Annotated in this window: 24 protein-coding genes; 8 read left to right on the top strand and 16 right to left on the bottom strand. The window is 42.1% G+C overall.

The window, feature by feature from the left end; genetic code table 11:
- The 3 genes from CXF72_RS12540 to CXF72_RS12530 form a co-directional block, all read right to left on the bottom strand.
- A partial coding sequence (locus tag CXF72_RS12540) for an N-acetylmuramoyl-L-alanine amidase (protein WP_198552588.1) occupies nt 1-1,622 on the bottom strand: 1,622 nt, incomplete at its 3' end.
- 35 nt (nt 1,623-1,657) lie between these two features.
- Complete coding sequence (gene tsaE, locus CXF72_RS12535) at nt 1,658-2,119, bottom strand: tRNA (adenosine(37)-N6)-threonylcarbamoyltransferase complex ATPase subunit type 1 TsaE (protein WP_101039350.1); 462 nt, start codon at nt 2,117-2,119, stop codon at nt 1,658-1,660.
- Nucleotides 2,116-3,618 carry an NAD(P)H-hydrate dehydratase gene (locus CXF72_RS12530; protein WP_101039349.1) on the bottom strand — a complete coding sequence of 501 codons (1,503 nt, stop codon included), beginning with the start codon at nt 3,616-3,618 and terminating at the stop codon, nt 2,116-2,118. The genes tsaE and CXF72_RS12530 overlap by 4 nt, the downstream gene beginning before the upstream one ends.
- Before the next feature lie 31 nt (nt 3,619-3,649).
- Between CXF72_RS12530 and queG the strand changes: the two genes are divergently transcribed.
- From queG to CXF72_RS12510, 4 genes are all read left to right on the top strand, one after another.
- On the top strand, nt 3,650-4,810 hold the full coding sequence (queG, locus tag CXF72_RS12525; RefSeq protein ID WP_101039348.1) for a tRNA epoxyqueuosine(34) reductase QueG: 1,161 nt from the start codon (nt 3,650-3,652) through the stop codon (nt 4,808-4,810).
- 122 nt (nt 4,811-4,932) lie between these two features.
- Nucleotides 4,933-5,262: an antibiotic biosynthesis monooxygenase family protein gene (locus tag CXF72_RS12520; RefSeq protein ID WP_101039347.1), complete on the top strand. Its 330-nt coding sequence runs from the start codon at nt 4,933-4,935 to the stop codon at nt 5,260-5,262.
- Nucleotides 5,263-5,372: 110 nt separating this feature from the next.
- Nucleotides 5,373-5,780 carry a DUF2750 domain-containing protein gene (locus tag CXF72_RS12515; protein WP_101039346.1) on the top strand — a complete coding sequence of 136 codons (408 nt, stop codon included), beginning with the start codon at nt 5,373-5,375 and terminating at the stop codon, nt 5,778-5,780.
- A 321-nt stretch (nt 5,781-6,101) separates the two neighbouring features.
- Nucleotides 6,102-7,007 (top strand): LysR family transcriptional regulator, encoded by a 906-nt coding sequence (locus CXF72_RS12510; protein ID WP_101039345.1) that lies wholly within the window; start codon nt 6,102-6,104, stop codon nt 7,005-7,007.
- 63 nt (nt 7,008-7,070) lie between these two features.
- On the opposite strand, the gene CXF72_RS12505 is transcribed toward CXF72_RS12510, so the two are convergent.
- From CXF72_RS12505 to CXF72_RS19380, 4 genes are all read right to left on the bottom strand, one after another.
- Entirely contained in the window at nt 7,071-9,212 is a 2,142-nt protein-coding gene (locus tag CXF72_RS12505) for a pilus assembly PilX family protein (protein WP_101039344.1), read from the bottom strand.
- Nucleotides 9,213-9,939: 727 nt separating this feature from the next.
- Nucleotides 9,940-11,328 (bottom strand): pilus assembly PilX family protein, encoded by a 1,389-nt coding sequence (locus tag CXF72_RS19385; protein ID WP_157823255.1) that lies wholly within the window; start codon nt 11,326-11,328, stop codon nt 9,940-9,942.
- 1,017 nt (nt 11,329-12,345) lie between these two features.
- On the bottom strand, nt 12,346-13,995 hold the full coding sequence (locus CXF72_RS12490) for a pilus assembly PilX N-terminal domain-containing protein (RefSeq protein WP_101039342.1): 1,650 nt from the start codon (nt 13,993-13,995) through the stop codon (nt 12,346-12,348).
- A 198-nt stretch (nt 13,996-14,193) separates the two neighbouring features.
- Nucleotides 14,194-14,364: a hypothetical protein gene (locus tag CXF72_RS19380; protein ID WP_157823254.1), complete on the bottom strand. Its 171-nt coding sequence runs from the start codon at nt 14,362-14,364 to the stop codon at nt 14,194-14,196.
- On the opposite strand from CXF72_RS19380, the gene CXF72_RS19375 reads away from it, so the two are divergent.
- The gene (locus CXF72_RS19375) at nt 14,342-14,614 is read left to right on the top strand and encodes a hypothetical protein (protein WP_157823253.1); all 273 of its coding nucleotides are present in this window, start codon (nt 14,342-14,344) and stop codon (nt 14,612-14,614) included. The genes CXF72_RS19380 and CXF72_RS19375 overlap by 23 nt on opposite strands.
- A 36-nt stretch (nt 14,615-14,650) precedes the next feature.
- On the opposite strand, the gene CXF72_RS12480 is transcribed toward CXF72_RS19375, so the two are convergent.
- Genes CXF72_RS12480 through CXF72_RS12460 form a run of 5 tightly spaced genes read right to left on the bottom strand, consistent with a single transcriptional unit; the run spans nt 14,651 to nt 17,956 of the window.
- A complete protein-coding gene (locus CXF72_RS12480; RefSeq protein WP_101039340.1) occupies nt 14,651-16,090 on the bottom strand; it encodes an ice-binding family protein in 1,440 nt (479 codons plus the stop codon).
- A gap of 23 nt (nt 16,091-16,113) precedes the next feature.
- On the bottom strand, nt 16,114-16,683 hold the full coding sequence (locus CXF72_RS12475) for a PilW family protein (RefSeq protein ID WP_157823252.1): 570 nt from the start codon (nt 16,681-16,683) through the stop codon (nt 16,114-16,116).
- A 4-nt stretch (nt 16,684-16,687) separates the two neighbouring features.
- Nucleotides 16,688-17,101, bottom strand: coding sequence for a type IV pilus modification PilV family protein (locus tag CXF72_RS12470; RefSeq protein WP_101039338.1), 414 nt, complete (start codon nt 17,099-17,101; stop codon nt 16,688-16,690).
- A complete protein-coding gene (locus CXF72_RS12465; RefSeq protein ID WP_101039337.1) occupies nt 17,098-17,556 on the bottom strand; it encodes a GspH/FimT family protein in 459 nt (152 codons plus the stop codon). The genes CXF72_RS12470 and CXF72_RS12465 overlap by 4 nt, the downstream gene beginning before the upstream one ends.
- 1 nt (nt 17,557) lies before the next feature.
- On the bottom strand, nt 17,558-17,956 hold the full coding sequence (locus CXF72_RS12460; RefSeq protein ID WP_198552587.1) for a type IV pilin protein: 399 nt from the start codon (nt 17,954-17,956) through the stop codon (nt 17,558-17,560).
- A 721-nt stretch (nt 17,957-18,677) separates the two neighbouring features.
- Here CXF72_RS12460 and CXF72_RS12455 point away from each other — a divergent pair.
- Nucleotides 18,678-20,048, top strand: coding sequence for an L-serine ammonia-lyase (locus CXF72_RS12455; protein WP_101039335.1), 1,371 nt, complete (start codon nt 18,678-18,680; stop codon nt 20,046-20,048).
- Between the two features lie 85 nt (nt 20,049-20,133).
- Here CXF72_RS12455 and CXF72_RS12450 read toward each other — a convergent pair whose 3' ends face one another.
- The 3 genes from CXF72_RS12450 to CXF72_RS12440 form a co-directional block, all read right to left on the bottom strand.
- Entirely contained in the window at nt 20,134-20,604 is a 471-nt protein-coding gene (locus tag CXF72_RS12450; RefSeq protein WP_101039334.1) for an FKBP-type peptidyl-prolyl cis-trans isomerase, read from the bottom strand.
- Between the two features lie 189 nt (nt 20,605-20,793).
- Nucleotides 20,794-21,267 (bottom strand): LabA-like NYN domain-containing protein, encoded by a 474-nt coding sequence (locus CXF72_RS12445; RefSeq protein ID WP_101039333.1) that lies wholly within the window; start codon nt 21,265-21,267, stop codon nt 20,794-20,796.
- A 118-nt stretch (nt 21,268-21,385) separates the two neighbouring features.
- Entirely contained in the window at nt 21,386-22,675 is a 1,290-nt protein-coding gene (locus CXF72_RS12440) for a DEAD/DEAH box helicase (protein ID WP_101039332.1), read from the bottom strand.
- A 237-nt stretch (nt 22,676-22,912) separates the two neighbouring features.
- On the opposite strand from CXF72_RS12440, the gene CXF72_RS12435 reads away from it, so the two are divergent.
- Entirely contained in the window at nt 22,913-24,508 is a 1,596-nt protein-coding gene (locus tag CXF72_RS12435; RefSeq protein ID WP_101039331.1) for an ABC-F family ATPase, read from the top strand.
- Nucleotides 24,509-24,592: 84 nt separating this feature from the next.
- Here the strand turns inward: CXF72_RS12435 and CXF72_RS12430 are convergent, their stop codons facing one another.
- Nucleotides 24,593-25,441: a hypothetical protein gene (locus tag CXF72_RS12430; RefSeq protein WP_101039330.1), complete on the bottom strand. Its 849-nt coding sequence runs from the start codon at nt 25,439-25,441 to the stop codon at nt 24,593-24,595.
- A 385-nt stretch (nt 25,442-25,826) separates the two neighbouring features.
- Between CXF72_RS12430 and CXF72_RS12420 the strand changes: the two genes are divergently transcribed.
- Complete coding sequence (locus CXF72_RS12420; RefSeq protein WP_101039328.1) at nt 25,827-26,879, top strand: aldo/keto reductase; 1,053 nt, start codon at nt 25,827-25,829, stop codon at nt 26,877-26,879.
- Nucleotides 26,880-26,942: the final 63 nt, after the last annotated feature.

The raw sequence follows: 26,942 nt of genomic DNA, 5'->3' as shown, positions 1-26,942 counted from the left end.
TTATTAAAGCTTTTAAGGGTGTCAGTCGTAGTGCCATATTGATCCGCAATCACGGATAAAGCTTCTCCACGGCCTACCTTATGAACACTTGCCGCTCGAACCACGGGCGTTTTAACATAAGATCCCGGAATATTTATTTTTTGTCCCACCCGCAATGAAGTTGACCTGAGATGATTAAAGGTTTTAAGCGTTTCAGTCGTGGTGTTGTATTCGGCCGCAATCACGGATAAAGCCTCTCCACGGGTTACACGGTGAACACGTGGCGGTTGCTGAGTACGAACAAACTGCTTAGGCGGTTCCGGTGGGATAGCCAACTTATAATTGGGCGGTATATTTAAGACCTGATCTACAAGCAGAGAACTTGAGCTTAAATTATTGTATGTCTTCAAGCTGTTCAGGCTTACGCTATAACGTTCAGCCAGTATTGATAAGGATTCGCCACTGCGTACCGTATGTTTGATAACACGTTTTTTTTGCGCAAATAATGTATTTTGCGGAGGAGATTGAGCAAAATGTTTATAAATACCGTTGAACACCGCATTGGTAATTTTATTTTGATGCGCGGCTTGGTTTAACAACCTCTCTTCAGTGCGGTTAGTAATAAAACCGGCTTCCACTAAGATAGAAGGAATATCAGGGGACTTTAACACCGCAAGGCTAGCGTGAACCGGTGCCGCCTGGTGTAAAGGGGTCACTTTTTTTAATTCCTGAACAACCCGATAGCCAACCTTATAACCGACCGCCATGGAGTTACCCATGGACATATCTAAGACCATTTTTTGCAGATAAGGCAGGTTGCTCGAACCCTGCATCATTTTACCCGCACCACCGATCAACTCGGAATGTGCTTCATTATTTTCCATCCAGCGGCCCTGCTCCGTGGTCGCTCGTCTTTTTGATAAGACTAAAACCGATGCGCCTCGCGGGCGAGCGGAAGTAAATCCATCGGCATGAATGGATACCAGAAAATCAGCTTCACCTTTACGTGCAATGGCCGTACGTTGATGCAGGCCCACAAAATAATCACCTTCACGAATTAAAAAAGCGCTCATCCCAACCTGGTGATTAATTTTTTTCAGTAAGCGTTTAGCTATCTGCAGGGTTATTTTTTTTTCATAACTGTAGCGGCCCAATGCACCGGGATCATCCCCTCCATGCCCGGCATCAATCGCAATAATAATATTGCGCCCTTGTGCCGGTTGTTTTGGTTTAATCTCTGTTTCAGTGCTTAGTTGATTATGCGGTAAGTCAACAACCAGACGGTGACCATAGGGCTTGGCCTTCGGCAAAACAAATATTTTAGCCTGACTGGCTTTATTCAAATCGACCACTACCCGATAGCTGTTTTTCGATTTACTGGCACTTTCGCGAAGATTATTAACCAATGGGCCCGTATGCTTAATTTTGCTTAAATCAACGGCCATTGAGGTTGACTCAAGATCGATGACCAGTCGATCCGGGTATTTTAAATAATGAATTTTATAGCTGGGTTTATGCAAAAATTCTAATACAACACGGGTATTATTCGGTGAAGGCCAAGTGCGCAGCGCATTTAATTGGTTTGTTGGCGCTGCCGTGGCCGTGGCAATAGTAAAAAAACCCTGCATAAGCAGTGCGGACAAAAAAACCAAGCGTATAAAAAATCTGGATGTTAATTTCATAATTTATTTAAAACTCGCTGTCCAACCTCTGTGTTAGCCTGTAATTCGATGATTCTTTGCTGATCGACATAGCGTAATGTTAAGTCGATATCAGGAGGAGGTAAAACCCCCTCTCCCCGCTCAGACCATTCAACTAAACAATGGCTTGTTGCGCTAAAATAATCACGAATCCCCATAAATTCCAACTCTTCGGGATCTCCCAAACGGTATAAATCAAAATGATACACTTGCCAGTCTGCCAATTCATAGGGTTCAACTAACGTATAAGTCGGACTTTTTACATTTCCGATATGCCCTAACCCCTGAATAAAACCGCGGGCTAAGGTGGTTTTTCCCGCGCCCAAGTCGCCGTGTAAATAGATACAGACAGGTTGTTCACAAGCCGCGCTTAAACGCCCGCCAAAAGCAACAGTCTGCTCGGCATCGACTAATTCTTCTTTAAAAAAATTTAACTTCATGGATTGACTAACTTCCTAATATAAGAGAACAGATCACTGGCCAATAATCCACGCTCGCCTTGCTGCGTAGCCAGGTCAGCTGCATCACCATGAATGCAGACCGCAAGCCTTGCAGCATCAAGCGAATTTAAACCTTGTGCTAACAGACCGCCTATAATACCAGAAAGCACATCACCCATGCCACCACTTGCCATCCCAGGATTGCCTACATTTGCTACAAATATTCTATTTCCATCACAAATCAAGGTTCCGGCCCCCTTTAAAATCACAATTCCACCATAAATGGCTTGTAACCGGCGCACCGCACTAAAGCGATCCATTTCAATTTCAGCAACAGAAGCGCCGAGTAATTTAGACGCTTCACCGGGATGCGGCGTTAAAATCCAATTATCTTTATTCACAGGTTTGCGCGCTAATAAAGTTAATGCATCGGCGTCCACCACACAGTTCAACTCAGCGCTTATTACCCTCGCGAATAACCCCTGCGCCCAAGAATCTAACCCCAGCCCGGGGCCGATTACCAGTGCCGTGGGCCAATCGCCAAACAGATCCTGCGGAGCGCAATTTTCAGAAAAAGATTGCAGCATCAGTTCCGGACGCCCGGCAATAACCGCCGTTTGATTATCGAAACGGGTAAGTACTTTGACGAGTCCCGAACCGCTGCGCAGGGCAGATTCTGCCGCTAACCGTACCGCACCGGGCATACCTATATTACCGCCTATGATTAAGGTTTTACCAAATTGGCCTTTATGGCTGCTGCGGCAACGTTTTTTTAATAAATAAGTCAGATCTTGATAGGACACTCGAGTGCTGTCACTGACCGCTAAATCTGCAAACTGCTCGCTAATGCCTAAACCTGAAAAATACAATTGTCCGCAATGGTCCACCGCAGCGCCGGTCAATAACCCCGGCTTTAAACCCACAAAGGTAACCGTTGCCTGTGCTTTTATCGCCACAGGGTTTACTGCTCCGCTATCGGCATTAAGACCCGATGGAATATCAACACTCAAAACGGGTTTATCCGCCTGGTTGATTTTAGTAATTAAAGAATTAAATTCACTGCGCAGACTGCCCGAGAGCCCGGTTCCCAATAGCGCATCAACAATGACATCGGCACTGGTAAGATTTGCCTGTTCGATTGTTTCTATTGTGCCCTGCCCTTGTTGCCATGTTTTTTTGGCCCGCTGTGCATCATTTGAAAAATGAGCAGGATCCCCGATTTGGCAAAGCTGCACATCGAGTCCCGCATTTTTAGCCATAGCGGCAAAAATGTAACCATCGCCACCATTATTACCACAACCTGTAAAAACCAGTACTTTTCTGGCACTCGGAAAACGCGCTTTAAAAACCTGATAACAAGCCTTCCCGGCGGATTTCATCAGGTCATAAAGGGTGAATCCGGATAATTCTGCGGCAGCGCCTTCGAATTCTTTGATCTGCTGAGCACGATATAAAGAATGTGGTAAACTGCTAGCAGTTTTTATCTGATCGTTAAACATATCGATCACCCTCTGAGAGTTAAGTATTAAAATGATAAATCAAAAAAAATTAATGGACCCCACTAACGCACTCGATTTATTAAGTTTATCTCAAAATATCAAATTATGGGGTAAAGAGCTTGGTTTCCAGAAGGTGGGTATCTCAGATATTGATCTAAAGCAGCAGGAAGGCAAATTACAGTCGTGGTTAGATAATAATTACCACGGCGAAATGGAATATATGAGCAAGCACGGTATGAAACGTGCCCGCCCCGATGAACTGCTCCCCGGGACCTTAAGGGTTATTTCCGTGCGCATGGATTATTTACCGGAGAATGCCCAATTTGCCAGTACATTAAAAAACAAAAACAGCGCTTATATCAGTCGTTATGCACTGGGCCGGGATTACCACAAGGTGATCCGCAAAAAACTTAAAAAGCTGGCACAAAAGATTGAATTGGAAGTTGGGGAACTGGGTTACCGTCCTTTTGTTGACAGCGCGCCAATATTGGAACGTCCCCTTGCCGAAAAGGCCGGCTTGGGCTGGGTTGGCAAACACTCACTTTTAATTGATGCCAAGGCCGGATCGTGGTTTTTTATTGGCGAACTGCTGGTTGATTTACCTTTACCCGTTGATCAACCCGTCGAAAATAAATGCGGAAAATGTGTTGCCTGTTTAACAATCTGCCCGACACAGGCGATCGTTGCCCCCTATGTGGTCGATGGACGCCGCTGTATCTCCTATCTGACCATCGAACTGCAGGGGGCCATTCCGATTGAATTTCGCAAAGCCATTGGTAACCGGATCTACGGTTGTGATGATTGCCAACTGATTTGTCCCTGGAACCGTTTTGCCGATACCACCGAGGAAAGCGATTATCAGGTTCGTCAGCAGCTGCAAAACAAATCCTTATTAGCATTATTTAATTGGACTGAGGATGAGTTTTTAACCTATAGCGAAGGTTCCCCCATTCGCCGTATCGGTTATCAGCGCTGGCTGCGTAATATAAGCGTTGCATTAGGTAATGCCCCAGCCAATGAGGCAGTGGTCGACGCGTTAAAAAATAAACTCGCTGAGAATCACTCTGAGGTGTTAAATGAGCATCTGCAGTGGGCAATTGAACAACACCGGGATCAAATCCCGGTATTTAATGAGCGCCTTAAAAAACGCTTAATTAACGCCGTCGAAAAAGGTCTACCCAGAGATGCATAGTGATTAGGGCTTAATATAAAAAAAATATTGCCTAAGTTAACGCGTTAACGTGCTTTCTATTGACATAAACCTGATTTTCGAAAAAGCTTGCAGATAACTATCACAATAACATTGGAGAGATCATGATCTATGTACTTTTTCGCTGGGACCTAAAATCCGGGAGCGAGCAATCTTTTAAAGAGGGCTGGACAGAAATAATTCATCGCAATATCGAAAAACATGGAGCACTCGGGTCACGTTTACATAAAACCAAAGACAATCAATGGATATCTTATAGCAAGTGGCTCAGCGAAGTGCATTTTAAGCGCGCACAAACCATACATGATCAACACGAAGAGGCGCGTATTAAAATGGTCAGTGCAATTACTAAAACCTACCCACCGATAGTGATGGTGCCGGTTTTAGATAATGCAGTAGTAATAGATCCTGCGCAGCCGCAGTCGCACTTATAAGATGGCCATGCCCTGTCAAATGACAAGGCTATATAACATTGCAAATAATATTCATAAACTAAATTTTGACCATCAGGCAAAGGTTTTTAGCCATCAACAGGACACTTAAAATGAGTAACGTGCTAGACAAACAGCAGATTCAAAAAATCCAACAATATGATGCGCAGCAGCGTTACAACTATTTACTCAAAGAGGTCGTTAATAATGGGCAAATTTGGTTACTGGTTGATGAACATGGTTGTGTAATGCTAAATACCGAAGAAGAGGACTGTGTGCCGGTTTGGCCAAATAAAGAGTTTGCTGAATCCTGGGCGACAGATGAGTGGTCACACTGTAAGCCGGAATCTATTTCTCTTTCGAAATGGCATAACCGTTGGACCCATGGTCTGGAGGGAGATGAACTCGCTATTGTGGTTTTTCCAAATCAGAATAATGAAGGATTGATTTTCTTCCCCGATGAATTTGATCATGAACTGCAGCAGCAGACGAAAAAAATGCGCGCTAAAAAACGTCATTAACAATCCGTTATAAAGAAACCCGATAATCTGAGCGGGTTTCTTTAATCACTTAACGCTTTAATATCCATCACCCCGTTTAAGTTTTCCCCTCTTATGACCAATGCATACTCTCCCTAAAAGGCTAATAACTAAGCTTGTCTGCTGATAATATATTTAATTGCACCGCCTTTCCACGCTCTGCCACTTTCCACTAACTGCACGTGCTTCAAGTATAAGGATTGATTCTTATTTAATAAGCGCTAAAATAAAATCTATCTGTTCAAATTATTTGAACAGATAACTTCTTCCCGACTATTTTTCCCCGACTAAAAGAAGCCTACTATGCAGCGGTCAGCCATCACCCTTGAAGCAATTACAGTATTAGATGCGATTGAAAAACGCGGCAGCTATGCCGCTGCAGCCGAGCAGCTTAATAAGGTTCCCTCGGCGCTCTCCTATATAGTGCAAAAATTAGAAGAGCAGCTGCAGGTCACCATATTCCAAAAACAGGGCAGGCGTTCGGTACTCACCCCGGCGGGCAAAAACCTGCTTAACGAGGGGCGAGTGATCCTTGAGGCGGTTGAGCGACTCACGGTAAAAACGCAAACTATCGCCAACGGCTGGGAGCCCAAGCTCAATATTGCCATCGATTCTATTTTACAAATCAACGTTATTTTTTCTGTCTTTAATGATTTTTTAACGGCCTGCCCGAATATCGAAATGGATATCAGCGAAGAGGTCCTCAACGGTGCCTGGGAGGCATTAGCAGAGGATAAAATTGATATGATTATCGGTGTACCCGGTCCGATACCCAAGCAAAAAGGCATACAAACGCTGCATCTTTGTGATTTTGAACCGGTTTTTGCCATCAGCCCGACTCACCCTTTAGCCAAAGAAACGCAGCCGTTAAATAATACTGTGATTGCCCAGTACCGTGCGGTGGTTGCCCACGATACGGCGCGCAACTGGATAGCACAGACGCAATCGGTGATCAGTGAAGATAAGTATTTTTATGTACCCAGTATGGACTATAAAATCAGGGCGCAGATAGCGGGCGTCGGCTGCGGGTTTTTACCGCGTTGTCGTATTCAGGAATTTTTACAAAACGGCCAGTTAATTGAACTGCAGATCACCCCTGCCCGGCCGGCTGTTCCCTTATATTTAGCCTGGAAAGTGGTCAATCAGGGGAAAGCCTTAAAAAAACTGCGTGGAATGCTGATAGCAAATAAAGCTTTGATTAAATGTTAACAAGGCCTGATCAGGCCTTGTTAATTTATGCTTAGCTGCTGGTATTATTAGCATTAGTACCTGTTAACTAGTAGTAACCGTCTCATTACCATTCTCATCAACTGATCTCGTTGTCGTCGTAGTTCCCGTAACAACTCCTTTTTTATAAGAAATCAACTTAGTAATCGTGATTTGCTCAATTGTACTACCGTTATTGTCAACGGTAGTAATGACCTTAATATCCGTAGTCGTCCAGAAATTCTTATTTTGGTAACGAGTACTAGTTGGGATAGTACTTGTCGTTGTCGAGGTACCTGCAGCTTCCGCTAACACTATTGCTTTCAATCTATCTATCTCCTTTAGTGCTGCCTTTCTTGCTGCCGCTACCTCCAAGATTTTATCCGATTTAGCTTTCGCATCCGCTGCAGTTTGATCCACTAACCTTGCAGCTACCGCCGTGGCCTCCGCTGTCGCCGCATCCGCGGTTGCTTTTACCAATGCAGCTTTCGCAGTTGCATCCGTTGTCGCAGTGACCTCTATTGCCGCGGCGGCGGCTGTTACTACCGCATTATATGCCGCGGCTGCCGCTACATCGACAGCTTTCGCTGCCGCCGTTGCCGCTATTGAGACTGCTTTTATCGGCGCTGCTGCAGCTATTTTCGCTGCTGTCACGATCGCTAGCGTCACAGTTTTCACTGCATCCGTTGCATTTGCGGCCTCCGCTACCCCCAAGGCAGTCGCTGCCGTTGCGGCTACCGTTGCCGCTGCTGCCGCTGATGCTGCCCATCTTGTCTCCGATGCTGCCGCATACGCGGTACAGCGTGTCATTCTGGCGGCCTCGTAGGCTACCGCCGCTGTTACTATCGTTCTCTCTGCCGCCGTGCTTAGCCCCGCTATTCGTATTGCCTCCGCTGCCGCTAAATCTACTGCGGTCTTCGCTGCCGCTGCCGCTGTTGCGACGGCGGTCGCTGCCTCCGCTGCTGCTCCTTGGAATTCGCTGTATTGGTCATCATAGCTGCGCGGGCTGTATCCGCAGAATAAGGGCTGGACAATAACTTCGCTATCTTCACTGCCTCCGCAGTAGTTGATGTAGTCCGCAGCATTCAAAATATCCGTATCTTTCGGATAATAATAATAAATAGCACAGTATGAGGCTGGGGCGCCAAGACCTTGATCGTAATATATGCCCCCATTTCCGGAAATATCAACAACTTCTCCGCGTAGCGCTCCCATAATATTTCCATTCCCATTGTAAGCAATGGTTCCCAAAGGCGCATAAAGGTTCATATAAATCTCGCCGTTACCACTAAGGGTCACCGCATCATCTGTGTCATTAGAGGAGTATACTGTTAACGGGGTTTTGCCATTAGCACTAACAGACTGATCGGCAAAAATATTACTGCCGGTATCAACACTTATTGTTCCTTCAATGTATATTGTTAAGGAGCTGGATGTATTATTTCGAGTAAATATTGTTTTTTTTGTGGTCATATTATTTTTTATATAAAGGGTTACATCACCCGTTATTACAATATCATTGTTTTTTATGTCAAAATCATCATAAACATAAACATTTCCATCCGAAAAAACATCACTACTATTATAATTTGTACGGGTAGTATCACCTGTTGTTGCGATGCCCGTTACCAAAGTAGTTACACCAAGCGGATCACATTCACCAAGCTCTGCCCTTGATATTACGCTGTAATGATCTTCCGGTACCCCAGTTACACTCCCAGAAGCTGTAACATACCCTGCAATAGATCCATTTCCGCTAAAAGTAGCATTCCCTTCGATAACAGTTACATCGCCTTTAATGTGTCCATTTCCCGATACATTGACACTCTCACAAGCAATGATTGCATCTCCTTCTGTACCTTTGATAACTGCCTTTAAATAAGCAGTAGCACCGCCAAATTCTCCCGTACTTTCCAAGGCAAAAATATTGCCAGAAGAATCAAAATCTAAATTGATCACATCATCAAGCTCTGGATCTGTATTAATCTTAGAGATAAAAGTGTTTAATTTGGTTGTATTTCCCATCGCAATAGCGTCAAAAGCATCAAAAATATTTTGTTCTGCAGCCAACCGCGCATTGATTTCTTTTTGTTGATTGCCGGCCATCCGCTCCTGCAGACTATTAGTTTTGAGTTGCGAAAATGCCAACATAGTGGTGATAGTCGTGATTACAAGCACGGATACCAGTACAAATCCTTTTTGTTTCATACTTTCATCTCTTATATTCAAATAACAAGTGCATAACTTGAGAAAAACGCGCGGCTAAATATATGCTAATCGCTCAGTCTCCATAAATGAACATAAGAATGCCAGATTTATGCACTAAAGAAAACAAGTCAAAGTCAAAATGAAAATGAATATAGTCAGTCTACTATTAGCGGTGAGCTCCCTCATGATACAGGTAAAAATGGTTGTTTGATTAAAAAATCAACGATCAGCAGGCACAAGTGGGAGATTGGTTTAGGTTTAGGTTTAGGTTTAGGTATTGGTAAGGCACTGGTCACTATGCTAGTTTCAGCTTGTCGGTAATAAATCAGAAAAAACAGCAAAGATCACCGCAGATAATAGTCAAGAATTTACTTACTATTAAGAGATAATAAAAATTTTAAAATGCGGTATTTACTGGGCAAATTTTTCTTGTTTCTGGCAACTAGGCTTGAATGAAAATACCAGAGGGTTATTACGCTAAGATCAATAAACTTCAAAAAAGTATCACTTTTCAGAAGTCCAAGATGTCATTTGAGGGGCAGTTAGCTCCCCATATCTACAGGGCATTGACACAGTTTGTTTTACACCCTCAGTTATCGCCCCGATCTCTAACGGGCATTGACACAGTTTGTTTTGCACCCTTAGAGATCGCTTATACTAAGCATATAACTATCAACATATGGGCTACAGTAGGCTCAGTACTCTAGCATTAGTATCCGTAATAACCTCAGTCCTTTTTGTCTTTATCTTTCTTGTCTTTATCTTTCTTGTCTTTATCTTTCTTATCCTTGTCGTCTCCATCGTCCACGTCTTCGACTGTGCCTTCGCAGTAATCGCTGTATGCCGCAGCATCCAAAATCTCCGGGGTCTCGTTATCTTTCGGATAGTAATAATAAAGAGCACAATATGAGATTTTAGCTTCACCGTTGCCGCTAGTTTCAAGATCAGCCAGACCTTCATCGTAATGTATGTTTCCTTGGCCGGACATATCAACTTCCTTTGCTCGTATCGCCCCCATAATGTCTCCTTTGCCACTATATTTAACCTTTCCATTAGGGATATAAAGGTTCATATAAATATCGGCGTCGCCCTGAAGCTTGACCGCGTCACTAGAGTCACTAGAAGAGTATAACGTTAACGCAGAGCTAACATGGTTATCAGTAAAAACATTAGAATCATTTTTAATGTTTATTTTTCCCGCAATATATATCGTTAGTGAACTATCACCGACTAAGGTGAAATTTGTTTTTTGAATGTTCATATCACCTTGTATATAGAAAGTAATATCACCTGATATTTTAATGGTGTTATCTTTTGTACTCTTAAAGTCATCAAACACATAAACATCTGTACTTTCGCCTAAAATATCCAGGGTTTCCGGAATAAATCTATCAACGATAGAGCCATCAAACGTATTAGTCGAATCCTTAGTTGTTTCGAACTTATTGAAATCGTAGTCATCTCCTAGCTGTTGTGCAATTAAGCTTATTTCTCCGAGAACAGGATCTCCATCCTCATCTGCAGAATCAGCTATAACAAGCGGATCACATTCACCAGTATATTCTGAGATTGCACCTTTAATTTTTCCCTTGCCTTTCAAGCTAACGTTTTTACTGCCACCTTTTACACTAACATCACCATTACTGTCAGATGTAGATTCAGAGTAAAGTCCACCAGAATAACTATCAATGCTTCCTTGCCCTTTCAGCGTCAGACTTTCACAGGCAACAACTGCATTATCAAATATGCCTTCTGCACTCTTTTCACTGGTTTTGAGTATTGCTTTTAAATAAGCAATGGCATTGCCAACTTCACCCGTACTTACCAAAACAATAATATTGCCATCAGAATCGAGCGAAGGAAAAGAGTAATCTTTATTTTCAGTGACAAGAGCGTTTAATTTGATGATCATCTCCTCAGTTGTACCTCCCTTTTCAATAACCTTAAAGGCATCAAAAACCCCCTGCTCTGCAGCATGCCGCGCACTGATTCCTTTATGGTGGTTACCGGCCATCCGCTCCTGCAGATGATTATCACGGAATTGCGAAAATGCCAGCATAGTGCTGATAGTCGTGATGACAAGCACAGATACCAGTACAAACCCTTTTTGTTTCATACCTTCCTCCTCCCGTTTACTATCATGGGGCTATAGTCAATAATACTTTTAGCAGTAAGGTTTATTTAAAGGTAAAAATTGTACTAACTGCAGGAAAGTTCTTATTGGTTTTGGCATGACGGTTATTTTGATCAACACATTAATGCCATTATTATTAATTTTTAAAACTGTAAATTTTCAACACTTTGATTCAAAGAATAAGTGCTTAACTGAAGAGGCAGAAAAAATAAACAGTTGATATCAAAAGAAATAATCAAGTAATCAAGTAATCAAGTAATCAAGTAATCAAGTAATCACATTGTAAAACAGATACAAATAGTTCAACTGTTAATTTAAAGGGGTATCCCCACCTATTAATTCAGAATATAATTTTATTTATTTTGCTATAAATAGATGCTAATCGATTTTTCTTCGGCAAGGGATGCAATGATGAAATGAAAACAGATAAACGATTAGACTGTGGATAAGTATGCCAGATTCAGGTTCTTAACAGTATACTTTTTAATCAAAACAAAATTATTTTGAGTCAAAATAAAATAAAAAAACAAATTAATGTGATCAAATCGATCATTTAATGACCAATATGGTCATTAAATGATCAAAATGAGAGTGGTTACCGCATTAAAATGGCTCAAAAATTAACAGTACAACGCAAATTCTAAAGCCAGTAATATGAAAATAAGTCATTAAATTTATCGACTTTAACTTCAACGGAAAAATTCACCCATCACCTAGTTGAGATAGCAAGCAGGAAAGAATTTATAAAATGCCGTATTAATATTGATGGGCAACCACAAGTGGTTGAAGTAGAATTGCTTATTGAGAGATTGATTTGGTCATTGGCAAGAGCGCTGGCAACTATGCTAGTTTAAGCATGTCGATACCTAATCAGCACAAACAGCAAAATTAAGGACGGCACATAGGCCGGCTGCTTAATGGTTCTGCACTTTAAGGTTAAATCGGTCCATTAATTAAATGTTAACAAGGCCCGGTTTATTTACGCTTATCGGCAATGCATTACTCGCCAGGTTCAGGATAATAGTAATACACAGAGGCGTATTTGGTTGTCGCTTCACCGCTATTTCCATCCGGAATATCATTTATATGGGCAAGAGCTTGATCGTAATGGATTTGCCCCGCACTGGAATTAAATGTGACTGTGTTACCACGTACCGCCCCCATAATATTGCCTCCTCCTGTTAACGATACATTACCCAGTGGCGCATAAACCTTTGCATAGATATCCGCATTACTGGTTACGGCTAAGGCTATATCGTCATCCGTTTCGCTTGCATAAGATGAATAGATGGTCAGAGGAACTTCACCGTCTTCATTAATTCTCAGTGCGTTACCGTCGTTATAAACGCCATCTGCAAAAACAGTAGTGGTATTAGAGCCTATATCAATGTGACTAGCACTCAATATGGTTAATGAACTGCTGTTATCAGCTAGGACGAATGTGGCATTCTGAGTGGTTATATTACCTTGTACATAGAGAGTAACATCGCCATCAACGGTAATGGTTTGCCTGCTTACGGTGAGTTCATCAAAAAAGTAAACAGGTGTTGTATTTGTATCATCAAACAAGACAATATCAGCAGTCTCAAGGGTGTTAGGTTCATAACGACATGATTTTTTATTACCATTACCACTACAAACCTGCTCTTCACTGGATTCCTCCCCAAAAGTAAAGGACTTTCCCGCTATATCGGCATTGTTATTCAGGTTCTCAGGATCGGTTGTTGGCATATTAGTCACTATATTAAGCGGATCACAGTCACCCAAATCAGTATCGGGAGTAGCAATACTAGCTGATTGCGTTCCAACAATATTAGAGCTTCCTCCATAAGTCACGGTGGCGTCTATCGTACTTTTTTTCTTATTATCGTTTATATTTCCCTCAACGGTAATTTTGTTCCCCGATGCGGCAGTAACAGTATCCATTGCTAAATTACCACCTGCGTAAATACCACCCGTTGTTTCCACTTTATTAAGTGTAATATCGCCTACCGCTGTAATATCTCCGTTTACCGTCGCAGTAACGGAAATATTCCCATTAGAGGTCAAATTCCCATAAACTTCACCACTGCCTTCTAAGATTATATCTCCATCTGAAGCAATGGTTGCTACACTGCCCTTTGTTCCGTGAGCATCTGGATCATACGGGCCCTCCGCAGAATTATAACTATCAACGGTGCCATTTTTTACCGTCACTCCATGACAGCCTGTAGCCGCATCCTTAAAAAGACTACTTCCACTCTCACTCTCTTCACTGGCTTTTATTGTTGTTTTTAGGTATGAAAACGCACCCTTGTAGGAGCCTGTACTTACCAGTGGAAAAGTATTGTTAACAGAATCAAAAACGTCCCAATCAACGGCCAATTTAAAAGGGTGATTTTCATCCGCAGAGACAAGTGCTTCTAATCCTTGTGCAATACTTGTAGAGGTAATATTTGGATCTGAAATACTTGCTTTCTGTTGCTCTTTAATATGCTCAAAGGCAGCAAAAACACCTTTTTCTGCAGCCAGTCGCGCACTGATTTCTTTTTGTTGATTACCGGCCATTCGCTCCTGCAGATGATTATCACGGAATTGCGAAAACGCCAGCATCGTTGTGGTGGTGGTAATTACAAGCACAGATAACAGTGCAAATCCTTTTTTATTCATACATTCCTCTTTTATCATTAAATGTTAAAAGTATCCGATGACAGGACTTGTTTATTTACTCCAGTCTGTCTGTATTATTACCAAAAAAATAGGCTTCCTTAATCCTTTATATTTCAAATTTCAAATTTCACAAAAAAAGAATGTCACGCTCATTGACTTGGCAGCTTAAGATTAAAAAATGTTCGCGTGATTTTAGTATTACAATGCAGCCGCTACGGCTGCCAATACCGCCGTAGCCGTTTCTACTCTCAATACTTCTGTCGCCGCTGCCGTACTCGCTACCAGCGCAGCTGTCTCCGCTGTCGCTATTGCCGCCGTTAACACGACGAACGCTGCCGCTACCTCAGTGGTTAAATTAGCTTTCTCCACTGCATCTGTTATCCCTGCTATCTCTATTGCCGCCGCTGCCGTTCTCGCTACTAGCGCAGCTGTCTCCGCTGCCGCTATTGCGACCGCCTTTACCGGTAGAAAAATGGGTGGCATGGTTGTTGTGTTAAATTGTCTAAAGTACAAACCTATTCAGGTACTGCGCGCCAGTAACTATTTAATGGCTTTATTGTTTATTACTTTTATTGGTCAAAAAAATGGTCCGGCTATAACAACCGACCATTTACCCTGATAAATTGCACGTATTACGGTGCGTAATTACGGCTAATTAATCAAGTGCCTCCAGATAAGTGAAGACAGCATCTGAATTTTCGCAACTGACTGCATCACCTTCACTGTCTACCCCAATGCTACCGATACCAATGGCGGCCGTTGCATACAAGTGACCACAACTAACCGATGAAGTCGCCGCGGTAACGGCGCCCCCTACAAATGCGGTGCCACGAAAAGAGGTGCCTGCACCCATGGTGAGTGCAGCGCCTACATTCCAAATGATAGTAGCGGTATCGGTGTCATTCAAACCAATTATCTCGAAATTAGTCAACGCACCAACCGTCAGCGCATCGCTAAGGTTAATAACCCAAACGTGGTCCTCATTATCAGTAGACTCATCCGCATCAAAGGTAATGGTTGAGCTTGCAGCTATAGTCACGGCACTGCCTTTCCATACGCCAGGCGCTAACGTGCGTGTTTCCATAGTGGTAGATAATGGTCCATTTTCAGGGGATGGCTCGAGGGCAGATAAAGCGGACTGTGTGTCCGTTATCAGCGCTATCATGTCTGTCATATTACCAGCATTATGTATATCGCCCGTTTCAGCATAGTCATCTGCGTTGGCATCCTCAGTTAAAACGCCAGTCGTCGAAGCGCCCGCGCCCAGAGTGATGGCTGCGCCAGCATAGACCGCCTGGACATCACCTTCGGCGCCTACGTTAATGGCGGCTCCGGCATGGATATTTTGGGCAATAGCGTTAGCCCCGAGACTCGTGGCATCACCTGAAAAGATATTTTCAACGTTAGACCAAGCACCTGTGGTAACGGCAGCGCCTGCATAGATGTTATGAACTACAGAATCAGCCCCTATAACAACTGCCGCTTGTGCAGCGAGATCACCATTTACTGTGGAGCTTGCGGTTATATTTATCGCAGCACCCGATATTGCAGCATAGGATTTAAACGGGGATATATGGTAAAGATCATCGCTGCAGTATTCACTGTATCCGCTAGCTAACGCTGTCACTGTATTATCTTCGTTCGGATAGTAATAATTAATAGAGCAGTATGAGACAGCTTTTCCCAAGCCGCCTGGAGCATCAAGGGTTTTGATTACCGCTTTTAAATAAGCAGTGGCACCACCAAATTCACCCATACTTACCACGGTAACAACTGTTGTATCGCTAAGTATGGAAAAATTCTTATCTGCAGGAAAGGAGTAAGACTCATTAGCAGACAAATTCACTTTTTTAGATTTAATCAGTTTGTCTATTATCTGATCATTTGACGTACCATATTCACTTTGAAATTTTATATATTCAAAAGCGCTAAAAACACCTTTTTCTGCAGCGTGCCGCGCACTGATTTCTTTTTGTTGATTACCCGCAACCCGCTCCAGCAGTCGATTATGATGGAGTTGTGAAAATGCCAGCGTAGAGGTAATAGTAGTGATGATAAGCACAGGTACCAGTGCAATACCTTTTTTCTTTTTCATATTTCTATTCTTCTTTTAAAATATTAGAGAGCCAAATCCAATAATATTTTTTGCCGTAGGGCTAAGGTAAACGTCAGCCCGCCATCATCAAATAACGAAGCAGGCATTCCCTCTATTTTCATTGTCACTGTTAAACCATTAATAGTACCGCTAGCATCGTTAATTGTTGTGAAATTTAAGGTTTTAATATCTAATGCAATCAGCTCCGCGCCAGTACCATCATCACAAAATAATCCTGCACCGTTCGAGGAATAAGTATTAGTACTACCAGCAGTAGAAATAGGCTTTCCCAAACAACTGTATATCTCTCCGGTCAGAGGAGGGTTATAAGTAACTGTTAGTTGGTCACCTGCCCCGTTAATACTGACACTCTCAGCCTGATAAACAGAACGTGACATTAAATAAAATGCCCCCCGCAATGACTCCTGCGCTTTTCCCAGCTCCTGAGCAGTGGTCATGCTGATTTTTAATGAGCTATACAGTGTAGTGCAGGCAAAAATCAGGATTAAACTAATCACCATAGCAACCAGCAGTTCAAGTAGAGAAAATCCGCCCTGCTGCGCTTTTTTTTTGTTAAAATTATTAGTCTGCATTCTATTAAGCCCCACAACTGTCATCAGGGAATCTCACACTTAAGGTTAAGGTACTATTGGCAGCGGCATCGTTCGCGAATCGCGGATCAGTCCAGCTAATTTTCACCGTCATATCCTGATTATATGCTGCTGGGGGCTTAGTCTCATAAGTAGTCATACCCGCCGCACTTATTTCAGTTAACCAAGCAGCGCGAATATCACCATAGGTACTGGCGGATGCGCTCTCTGTATAACAGCCTGCCCAAACCGCATCCACAAAACTATTTGCCCTGATAGTTGCAACCGTATAGTCAAAACTCGACTGCGATGATTTTAGAATATACACCTCCATCTGTGCGACCCCGAGTAGCGCCACGCCGGTAACAAACATTGACACCAGCACTTCAAATAGAGTAAATCCTTTTTCAGATATTCTCATGAGCAGGCCTCTGGCTTTAATTGGCTTTGTCCGCTGGACAACACAGATAAACAATTGATCTTTCCACCGGGTCCTGTAATCGAAAATGTTACACCACCGTCAGATAATGCACCCATCCCCTCTACAGTCACCGCAACGCCAGTGACGGTAATGCTGTCATGGGGTTTTTTGCTGACCAACAGCACAGTGTCGCTGTTATCAATCACCTGCCAGCCATTGACCCATCCCCCAGTTTTTGGCTTCAAGGTCATTGAACTCGATGTTTTTATCGCTTCATTGCGCGCAAAGCGGTAGGCGTTGTACAGTTCATTGCTGGCGATGGCAAAACGCTCATTGGCTATAAATGTCTGATAGCTAGGGATGCCGACTGAGGCTAGAATAATAATGATCGCAAGAACGATTAACAATTCCAGTAAAGTCATACCTTGTGAGTTTTTTATTGAATAAAATCTCATCTTAATTCCAGCAATCACTAGATGCAGGAGTAGTTTGTTGCGCTTGATTTATACTTAAGTCCCCGCATTTATCACCATCATTTACGGATCCGGCAATAGGCGTAGCGGTGATCGTAAAAGTACCTGCGTCAGCATCACTCACTACTGAAAGAGTATAACTATCAGGAGGATCTGTTGCGTCTATAATCTCATCCGCATCATCGCCCTCCGGATATTTGCCTTGACGCGCACTGGTTCGTTCAAACTGTTGTGCCAGTTTGGTCAACGTGAGTTGTGCAACAGTTCGGTTAGCGGTGCGGATATGCTCTTGGTAAGAAGGGAAAGCGATAGCAGTCAACATCCCGATAATCGCGATTACAATCAGTAATTCAATGAAGGTAAAACCTTTCTTTTTTTTCATAAAATAAACCATTCTGTCATATTAAAGAGGTGCTTTAAATTACGCTATTTCGGATGTTAATTTACATCTATTCCGAAAAAACAATCATGCTGAAGTCTGCAAATAATAGTTATATTCTATTAAAAGGTTGCGGATTTCATTATCTTCGCCCGAGAGAAAATCACTTAAAGTGCATAAGAAATTACAAAAAACAACGATGCACTGATTTTTATTATAAAAAATAAGCCATCTTAAGTTAGGTTACTTCACAACATAGGACTCTGTCTTTTAACGTAGTTTAGGTATAAGGATGACGGCCTTCAGTCTCATTTTATTGGATACCACGTTATAATTTAAAGGGTTAAAATGTGACTAATATTACATAGATAAAAAGCAAAAATAAGAAGGAAATTTCATTCAAGACCTTCCCTAAGGTAATTTAACTGGCATTACTTCTACGTGATAACTACGTAAATGTCAAGTATTTAAAGTCATATTATAGCCGTTAAAATCAAGCTATATAAGTTAAATATTAGAAATACAAAGTGAATTTTATCCGTTACAGAGATTCTAAACTTGTGCGAAGGTCATTATCTGTACCGCTAAAATGAGAAAAATAAAGGTTTTTACGGGCGTATCATTAAAATAGATTCGCTATTATATACCCTTTAATGCATATTGAAGGCACATTGTAATTTACTACAAAATAACTTTTTTACGCGACAATAAATAGGAATCTTCCATGCTTTCAATTTTTGACATCTATAAAATCGGTATTGGCCCATCAAGTTCACACACTAACGGTCCAATGATTGCAGGTTATCAGTTTACTTTATTGATCAAAAATAGTCTGCCTTCCGTAAATGAAATCAAGGTTGATCTGTTCGGATCTTTAGCACTGACGGGTAAAGGGCACCATACCGACAAGGCCGTATTATTAGGTTTGTTAGGATTTCAGCCAGAAACGATTAAAATAAAAAGTGCGAATCAACTTATTGAACAGGTGAAAAAAACATTAAAATTGCCTCTTTCGAATGAAAAAATAATCGACTTTGATCCTGAGGAACAAATTAAATTCCATTTTGAGAATCTGCCTCTGCACGAGAATGGTATGTCTATTAGTGCTTTTGATATTAATGGGGCCATTATTTGCAGTGAAACCTATTATTCTATTGGTGGCGGATTTATTAAAACAGCAGCAGAACTCGCCAGTGGTGACGCACCAAATAAAATTAAACTGCCTTTTGAATTTCATTCTGCGCAGGAGCTATTAAACAAAGCGGAGCAACAAGGTTTAAGTATTGGCGGCTTAGTACAGAAAAATGAATTAGCTTTTCGCAGCCAAAAAGAGATAGATCAAAAAACCGATCAACTTTGGAAAGTAATGTGTTTGTGTTTACAACGCGGTTTGCAAACCGAAGGCATACTTGACGGAGGATTAAACGTCACACGGCGTGCACCGGCGTTATTAAAAACACTGGAAGCGAACCAGGCAACGGATCACGATCCGATGACTATTATTGATTGGGTTAACCTCTTTGCTTTCGCCGTCAGTGAAGAAAATGCAGCCGGCGGTCAGGTGGTTACATCGCCAACCAACGGTGCTGCGGGTGTTATTCCAGCGGTCTTAACCTACTACCATAGATTTATCCATGAATTAGATACCAAACAATTAAAAGACTTCCTCGGTGTATCAGCGGCGATCGGCGTGCTTTATAAAATGAATGCCTCAATTTCTGGTGCCGAGGTCGGCTGTCAGGGCGAAATAGGTGTTTCATCATCGATGGCGGCAGCGGGTTTAACGGCTATTCGAGGCGGCAGTAATGAGCAAATCTGCATGGCAGCTGAAATTGCCATGGAACATTCGCTGGGCATGACCTGCGATCCGGTGGGTGGTTTAGTACAGATCCCCTGCATTGAACGTAATGCAATGGGGGCAATGAAAGCCATTAATGCGTCCCGTATGGCATTAAAACGCAACAGCAAATCAATTATCTCTTTAGATAATGTTATTGAGACTATGTATCAGACAGGCAAAGATATGCACAGAAACTACCGGGAAACATCACTGGGCGGGTTAGCGATGATTCACAGGGGCCCACCCTGTGAATAGTTTTAAATAGTTTTCTGCATTAATAAAACGGTCACCTTGATAAGATAATAGTGACCGTTTTAGATTGTCGAAGTTATATTTAAAATTAGTTAATCGCAATTAACTCAACATCAAAAATCAACAAAGAGCCCGCTGGGATTTTCCCCGTAGCACGCTTACCATAAGCTAAACGACTGGGAATATAAAAACGGAATTTATCACCTTCGACCATCAACTGCACTCCCTCGGTCCAGCCGGGAATAACTTGATTCAACCCGAATGAGATTGGCGTGCCACGCTCCACCGAACTATCAAAAACAGTGCCGTCTATTAAGGTGCCATGGTAATGCACTTTTACCTTGCTATCAGCCGTTGGATGAACCTCGCCAGCGCCTTTCTCTAATACTTTATACTGCAAGCCCGAAGCGGTGCTGAAAACGCCATCTTGTGCTTCGTTTGCAGCTAGAAAGTCTGCTCCTAGTTGAATATTTTCCGGCGTATTTTTACCTGCATTTATGCTTTGAAAAACAAAAAATGCAGCGACTAAAAAAAGTACGAGAAGAATGATTTTTGACACAATAAAACCCTTTTGAATAATAAAAAAATTAACTCTACTAAATTTGTCGGCAGAACGAAATAATTACTGCTTTTATTTGCCCTATTGTACTTTGATTAATCAATACGCTTGCAGGTTAAACAAGCACAATTATCGTTAGCGGATAAGGGCAGGATTTAACGGTCAGGTGGGTCGTTATGTGTCTGCTTCCTACAATAACAGATCCCCCTCAATCGGGTGAAATAGTGTCGATGCGTCAATCAATGCTTTGGCTGTTAATTTAGGCACGCCATAAGCCTCCGTTTTAACACCATAAGCCTGTTTCACTTTATCAAATAAAATCGCAAAATCACCATCACCGGAAAGTAAAATAACAGTATCTACCTGCGCCGCTATTTCCATAATATCGATGGTAATACCCACATCCCAATCGCCTTTGGCAGAGCCATCACTGCGCTGAATAAAAGGTTTAAGTTTCACCTCAAAACCTAAGTGCATTAAGACATCTTGAAATTTTTTCTGCTGGTTATCCCCACGCTCAATAGCGTAGGCATAAGCGCTGACAATATCCCCCTGCTGCTCAAGCTGTTGCCATAATTTGCGATAGTTAAACTGTTTTCCATAGGCCTGGCGGGTGGTGTAGTAAATATTTTGCACATCGGCAAATACAGCAATTTTATTCACGTATGTCTTTACCTTATTGAGTTATTGCCCGGCAGACTGAAAAAAAGGCAAAAAAAAACCTTAATTAAAATAATTAGTTAAGGTTTTTTATCAAACTAATTTGTCAGCTTAGCAGACACTATTTCCCGCCAACAAAATTTCCGCGGGCTGAACGATGTTTTTTATTAGCTGCTGTATTGGCTGCAGAGCGTTGACCATCACGGTGATCCGAATGTGGTTTTTTCGGCTTTTGAGGTTTAGGGTCACGACCATCTAAAACTGAAGGCGGCAACGGCTCTCCCGGTTCAAAACCTGCGAGAATTTTACGCGGAAGCACTTTTTTAATTAATTTTTCAATGTCTTTAAGCAATTTAAACTCTTCATTGCACACTAAGGAGAGCGCCTGTCCCTCGTTACCCGCACGACCCGTACGGCCGATTCGATGGACATAATCTTCTGACACATGGGGTAAATCAAAATTCACAACCTGCGGTAACTGGTCAATATCGATACCACGCGCGGCAATATCCGTGGCCACTAACGCGCGTACCTGACCTTCTTTAAATCCGGCTAAAGCCCTAGTGCGGGCAGCCTGGCTTTTATTACCATGAATAGCAGCAGCAGTAATACCACGTCCTTCCAGGCTTTTGACTAAGCGGTTAGCGCCATGTTTTGTTTTTACAAAAACTAATACCTGCTGCCAATCATTTTCTTTTATCAGGGTGCTTAGGACAATCGATTTTTTAGTTTTATCAACTTCATAAACGGTCTGAGTGACATTTTCTGCGGTGGTATTACGCGGGCTAACTGAAATTTCAACGGGGTTATTGACTAGCCCTTTTGCCAGCCGGCGAATATCGGGAGAGAAAGTTGCAGAGAACAGTAAGTTCTGACGTTGTTTCGGCAATACGGCCAAAATACGTTTGATGTCGTGAATAAATCCCATATCCAGCATACGGTCAGCTTCATCTAATATTAAGACTTCTAATTGTTTAAAGCTGACTGCATTCTGGTTGTAAAGATCGATTAAACGACCCGGGGTCGCCACTAATACATCAACACCCTGACGCAGAATTTGCATTTGCGGATTAATTTTTACCCCGCCAAAGACCACTGCGCTGCGTAACGGCATATTTTTACCGTAAGTCGCGACGCTGGCATGAACTTGAGCTGCCAGCTCACGCGTTGGTGTCAACACCAATGCGCGCACCTGATTTGATTTTGGACGGTTACCTTTTTCTAACAGGGTTAATAACGGCAGCGTGAAACCAGCGGTTTTACCTGTCCCCGTTTGTGCTGCAGCCATCACATCCTTACCTTCTAATATGGCGGGAATGGCCTGAGCTTGAATCGGCGAAGGTTCTGTATAACCTTGCTCTTTGACCGCCTTAAGCAGCGAATCGGGTAAACCTAATACATCAAAGCTCATAATTAATCTCTTGGTTGGAAAGCTGGAAAAGGGCGTAGCTTACAGTAAGCCTAGATTAAGTGCTACAACCCAGTTGGCAAATTAATGTGTGAAATTCGTACAAATGCGACGTGATTAACCTCACATTTTCTGTATAATGGTATCACTATATAATTGTAGGGTTAACAGCCCTAACACAAACCATACAAACATAGCGGGGTTTACAAATAAACGTCGCCTTGAATTAGGAAAATCGCCTTGTTAAGTACGAACAACATCACCATGCAGTTTGGTGCAAAACCTTTATTTGAAAATATCTCAGTTAAATTTGGTAATGGTAACCGTTATGGCCTTATTGGTGCCAACGGTTGTGGTAAATCAACTTTCATGAAAATTTTAACCGGCGATCTTGAGCCAAGTGCCGGTAATGTTGCCAAAGATCCTAACGAACGTATTGCAAAACTGCACCAAGACCAGTTCGCTTTCGAAGAATTCTCTGTACTTGATACCGTATTAATGGGTCACAAAGAGATGTGGGCTGTGATGGCTGAACGTAATCGCATCTACAGTCTTCCTGAAATGAGCGAAGAAGACGGCATGAAAGTTGCTAATCTTGAAACTGAATTCGCCGAAATGGACGGTTACACTGCCGACGCCCGCGCCGGAGAATTATTATTAAGCGTTGGTATCCCGCTGGATCTGCACTACGGCTTAATGTCGGAAGTGGCTCCGGGTTGGAAACTGCGAGTCCTGCTCGCACAGGTATTATTCTCAAATCCAGAAATAATGTTACTGGATGAGCCGACCAATAACTTGGACATTGATACTATTCGCTGGTTGGAAGACGAGTTAAAAGCACGTCAATGTACTATGGTTATCATCTCCCATGACCGTCATTTCTTAAACTCAGTTTGTTCTCATATGGCCGATATTGATTACGGTGAACTGCGTTTATATTCCGGCAACTATGATGAATACATGACCGCAGCAACACAGGTCCGCGAACGTCTGCTATCCGATAATGCCAAGAAAAAAGCGCAGCTTTCTGAACTGCAGGATTTTGTTAGCCGTTTCTCTGCCAATGCATCAAAAGCCAAACAAGCCACCTCTCGTGCAAAACAAATGGATAAAATCGTACTGGATGAAGTTAAACCATCAAGTCGGGTTAATCCTTATATTGTTTTCAAACAGGAGAAAAAACTGTTCCGTACTGCACTGGAAGTCACCAATGCGAGTAAAGCTTTTGATAAAGTCCTGTTTAAAGACTTTAACCTGATGGTTGAAGTTGGCGAACGTATTGCTATTATTGGCCAAAATGGCGTAGGTAAAACAACTTTATTACGCACTTTAATGGACCACACTCAATTAGATTCAGGTCAGTTTAAGTGGTCTGAAAATGCTCACTTAGGTTATTACGCGCAGGATCATGCTTACGCTTTTGAAAAAGACCAAACCTTAATGGAATGGATGAGTCAATGGATGAAACCCGGCGATGACGAACAATCTATCCGCGGTACATTAGGGCGTTTACTGTTTGGCTCAAACGACATCGGCAAATCAGTGAAAATCATTTCCGGTGGTGAGCAGGGCAGAATGTTATTTGGTAAGTTAATGATGGACTTACCCAACATACTGTTAATGGATGAACCAACCAATCACTTGGACATGGAATCTATTGAATCATTAAACTTAGCGCTTGAAAACTATGCAGGAACACTTCTGTTTGTAAGCCATGACCGTGAATTTGTGTCTTCATTAGCAACGCGTATTATCGAAATTAAAGCAGATAAAATTATTGATTTCCACGGCACCTACAGTGAATACCTTAATAGCCAGGGTGTTGTGTCAGCTTAATATGAAATAATCTCCCACGTAAAACCGGGAATAAAAAAAGGGCCTAGTGCCCTTTTTTTGTTATTATGGAATGACATGATTAGCTTAATTTTTTAATAAATACAGATACTGCAGGTCATTACCCCATAAATGAATAAAGCGACGTTTTTTGTCCTTACTTAAAACACATTTTCCAAATAGAATAAAACCGGCCCCTTCCAGATCAACTGCCTTCTTAATATCAAAACGGCTTAAAAAATCATCCCGATACTTTGCAATGGGTAAAGCAACACTGGAATTTTCCGCAGGATTAAGCCAATTTAAGCTTTTATCCGCATGAGAAAGAGTGCCCCAATACATACGCGGAGCGCCATTATCCGTGGGCTGCGCATTCTTAATATTAACAAACAGGTTTTTAGCACGCCATTTATGTTTTTCGCTGGTATAAATCCAAAGGTCAGAATCCGCCAGTGAACTACCGCGCAATAAACTTATCAGCAGTTTTTTTAACCCCTGTTTGCTCACTTTTGGCTCTGATTTAGCAACGTCCTTAACTTCTTCCGGCTGTGTATTAATTACTTTGTCGGGGCTGGTTTTATGGCTCATCGATATTTTTTCTGGTGTCTTTTTAGCTTTAACAAGCGGTGCACTAAAATCAATCACTAAGGAATCGCTTTCAAGCAGTACTTTTTCGACTTCAAGCATTTGTTTTTCCTCCTCTTCTTTACGCACTGAGGGGTTAAATTCGGCACAATCAATTTTATGATAACGGGAGCCGAAACAAGCTTGCCTGCCATCAATGGAGGCTTTTCGAAAGTAGGCTTTTTGTTGACAGACAGGGCAGATTAAAAAATGACGTAATTTATCAAGCTCACTCGCAGCTAAGATCTTAAACTCAAAAATAGAATAGGTTTTAGGATTGTCAGGATCATAATTACAAATTGCATCTAACATATTTTCCCTGCCATGGCGGATCAGTTGATAGCATCACTATATCACTCTACTGCTGTCTCATGAGCATAAAAAACTGTTCTTAAGGACGCAAAACGGCTGTTTTTAGAATGCCCACCAGCGTAAAAACAGTCGTTTTAATTTTTATTCAGATCAGCTTGTGCAAGACTAATATTAGTGACTATTGGCGAATCTTGAGCTGCGGCTTCCCCATTGGCAGTTTTATTAATATTCAAAAAACATTAAAACTTGTGCGTTTTATTAATTTAGATAGAGTAGCTTTACTTCGCAAGTAATTTAAACAGTGTAATATTTGCATACTGTTATTGACTACAATTAATATAATTTATTTTAGCTTATGATATTCAAATCTATTTAAGGAATCAGTATGGAGTTTACAACGTTGGGAAGCAGTGGACTTCCAATATCAAAAGTCTGTTTGGGATCGATGACTTGGGGATTACAAAATAATCAACAGGATGCAAATCAGCAAATAGACTATGCCATTAGCCAGGGTATTAACTTTATTGATACGGCTGAAATGTATGCCGTCCCGCCATCAAAAGATACCTATGGAAAAACAGAAAGCATCATAGGCAATTGGGTGGCAGAAAATAAAACGCGGCGTAAAGATGTGATCATTGCCACCAAAATAGCCGGCGCCGGTTTGCCTTGGGTGCGTGATGGCGGACCTATTACGGGTGATGCCGTTGTGGAAGCCGTAGATGCTTCACTGAAACGTTTACAGACGGATTATATTGATCTTTATCAGCTGCATTGGCCAAATCGAACTTCTCCTCATTTTAACAAACACTGGCCAAATCAATTAACCTTCAGTGAGGTTAATGCTCAGGATCAAACTGCGCAAATGTTAGATATTTTACAAGGACTTAACCGCTGCGTAAAAGCCGGGAAAATACGTCATTGCGGATTATCCGACGATACCCCCTGGGGCATTAATACCTATCTTAAATTAAGCGAAAAACACGATTTGCCGAGAATGGTTTCAATTCAAAATGAATTTAGCCTGCTGCACGCCAAAGACTGGCCTTATTTAATAGAAAATTGTATCCATGAAGATATCGCTTATTTACCCTGGTCACCGCTTGCGGGGGGCATGTTAAGCGGTAAGTATCTCAATGGTGCCCGTCCACAGGGCAGTCGCTGGACATTAGCGCAGCGTAATGGTTTATTCCGCGATACGCTGGCGGCACAAAAAGCAATTGCGGCCTATGCAGAGATAGCTAACCAAAACGGCTTTACACCCGCTCAATTAGCCTTAGCTTGGTGCAATCAAGTTGATGGTGTCACCTCAACGATTATTGGGGCAACAAATATTAGCCAATTACAGGACGATATTAAGGCATTTTCAATGCCCTTAAACGAGCAGGCTTTAATTGATATAGAGTCTGTCTTTAAAACCTACCCTGTACCTTTTTAAGTTATACGCATAAAGTAGAAAGCCACCGCTAATTAAATTATCGGTGGCTTTCTATGTACTTCA

It is taken from the genome of Psychromonas sp. MB-3u-54, from assembly GCF_002836415.1.
Classification (GTDB): Bacteria; Pseudomonadota; Gammaproteobacteria; order Enterobacterales; family Psychromonadaceae; genus Psychromonas.
Note: the sequence above shows the minus strand (reverse complement) of the source record. Positions and strands in the feature narration are given on the sequence as shown.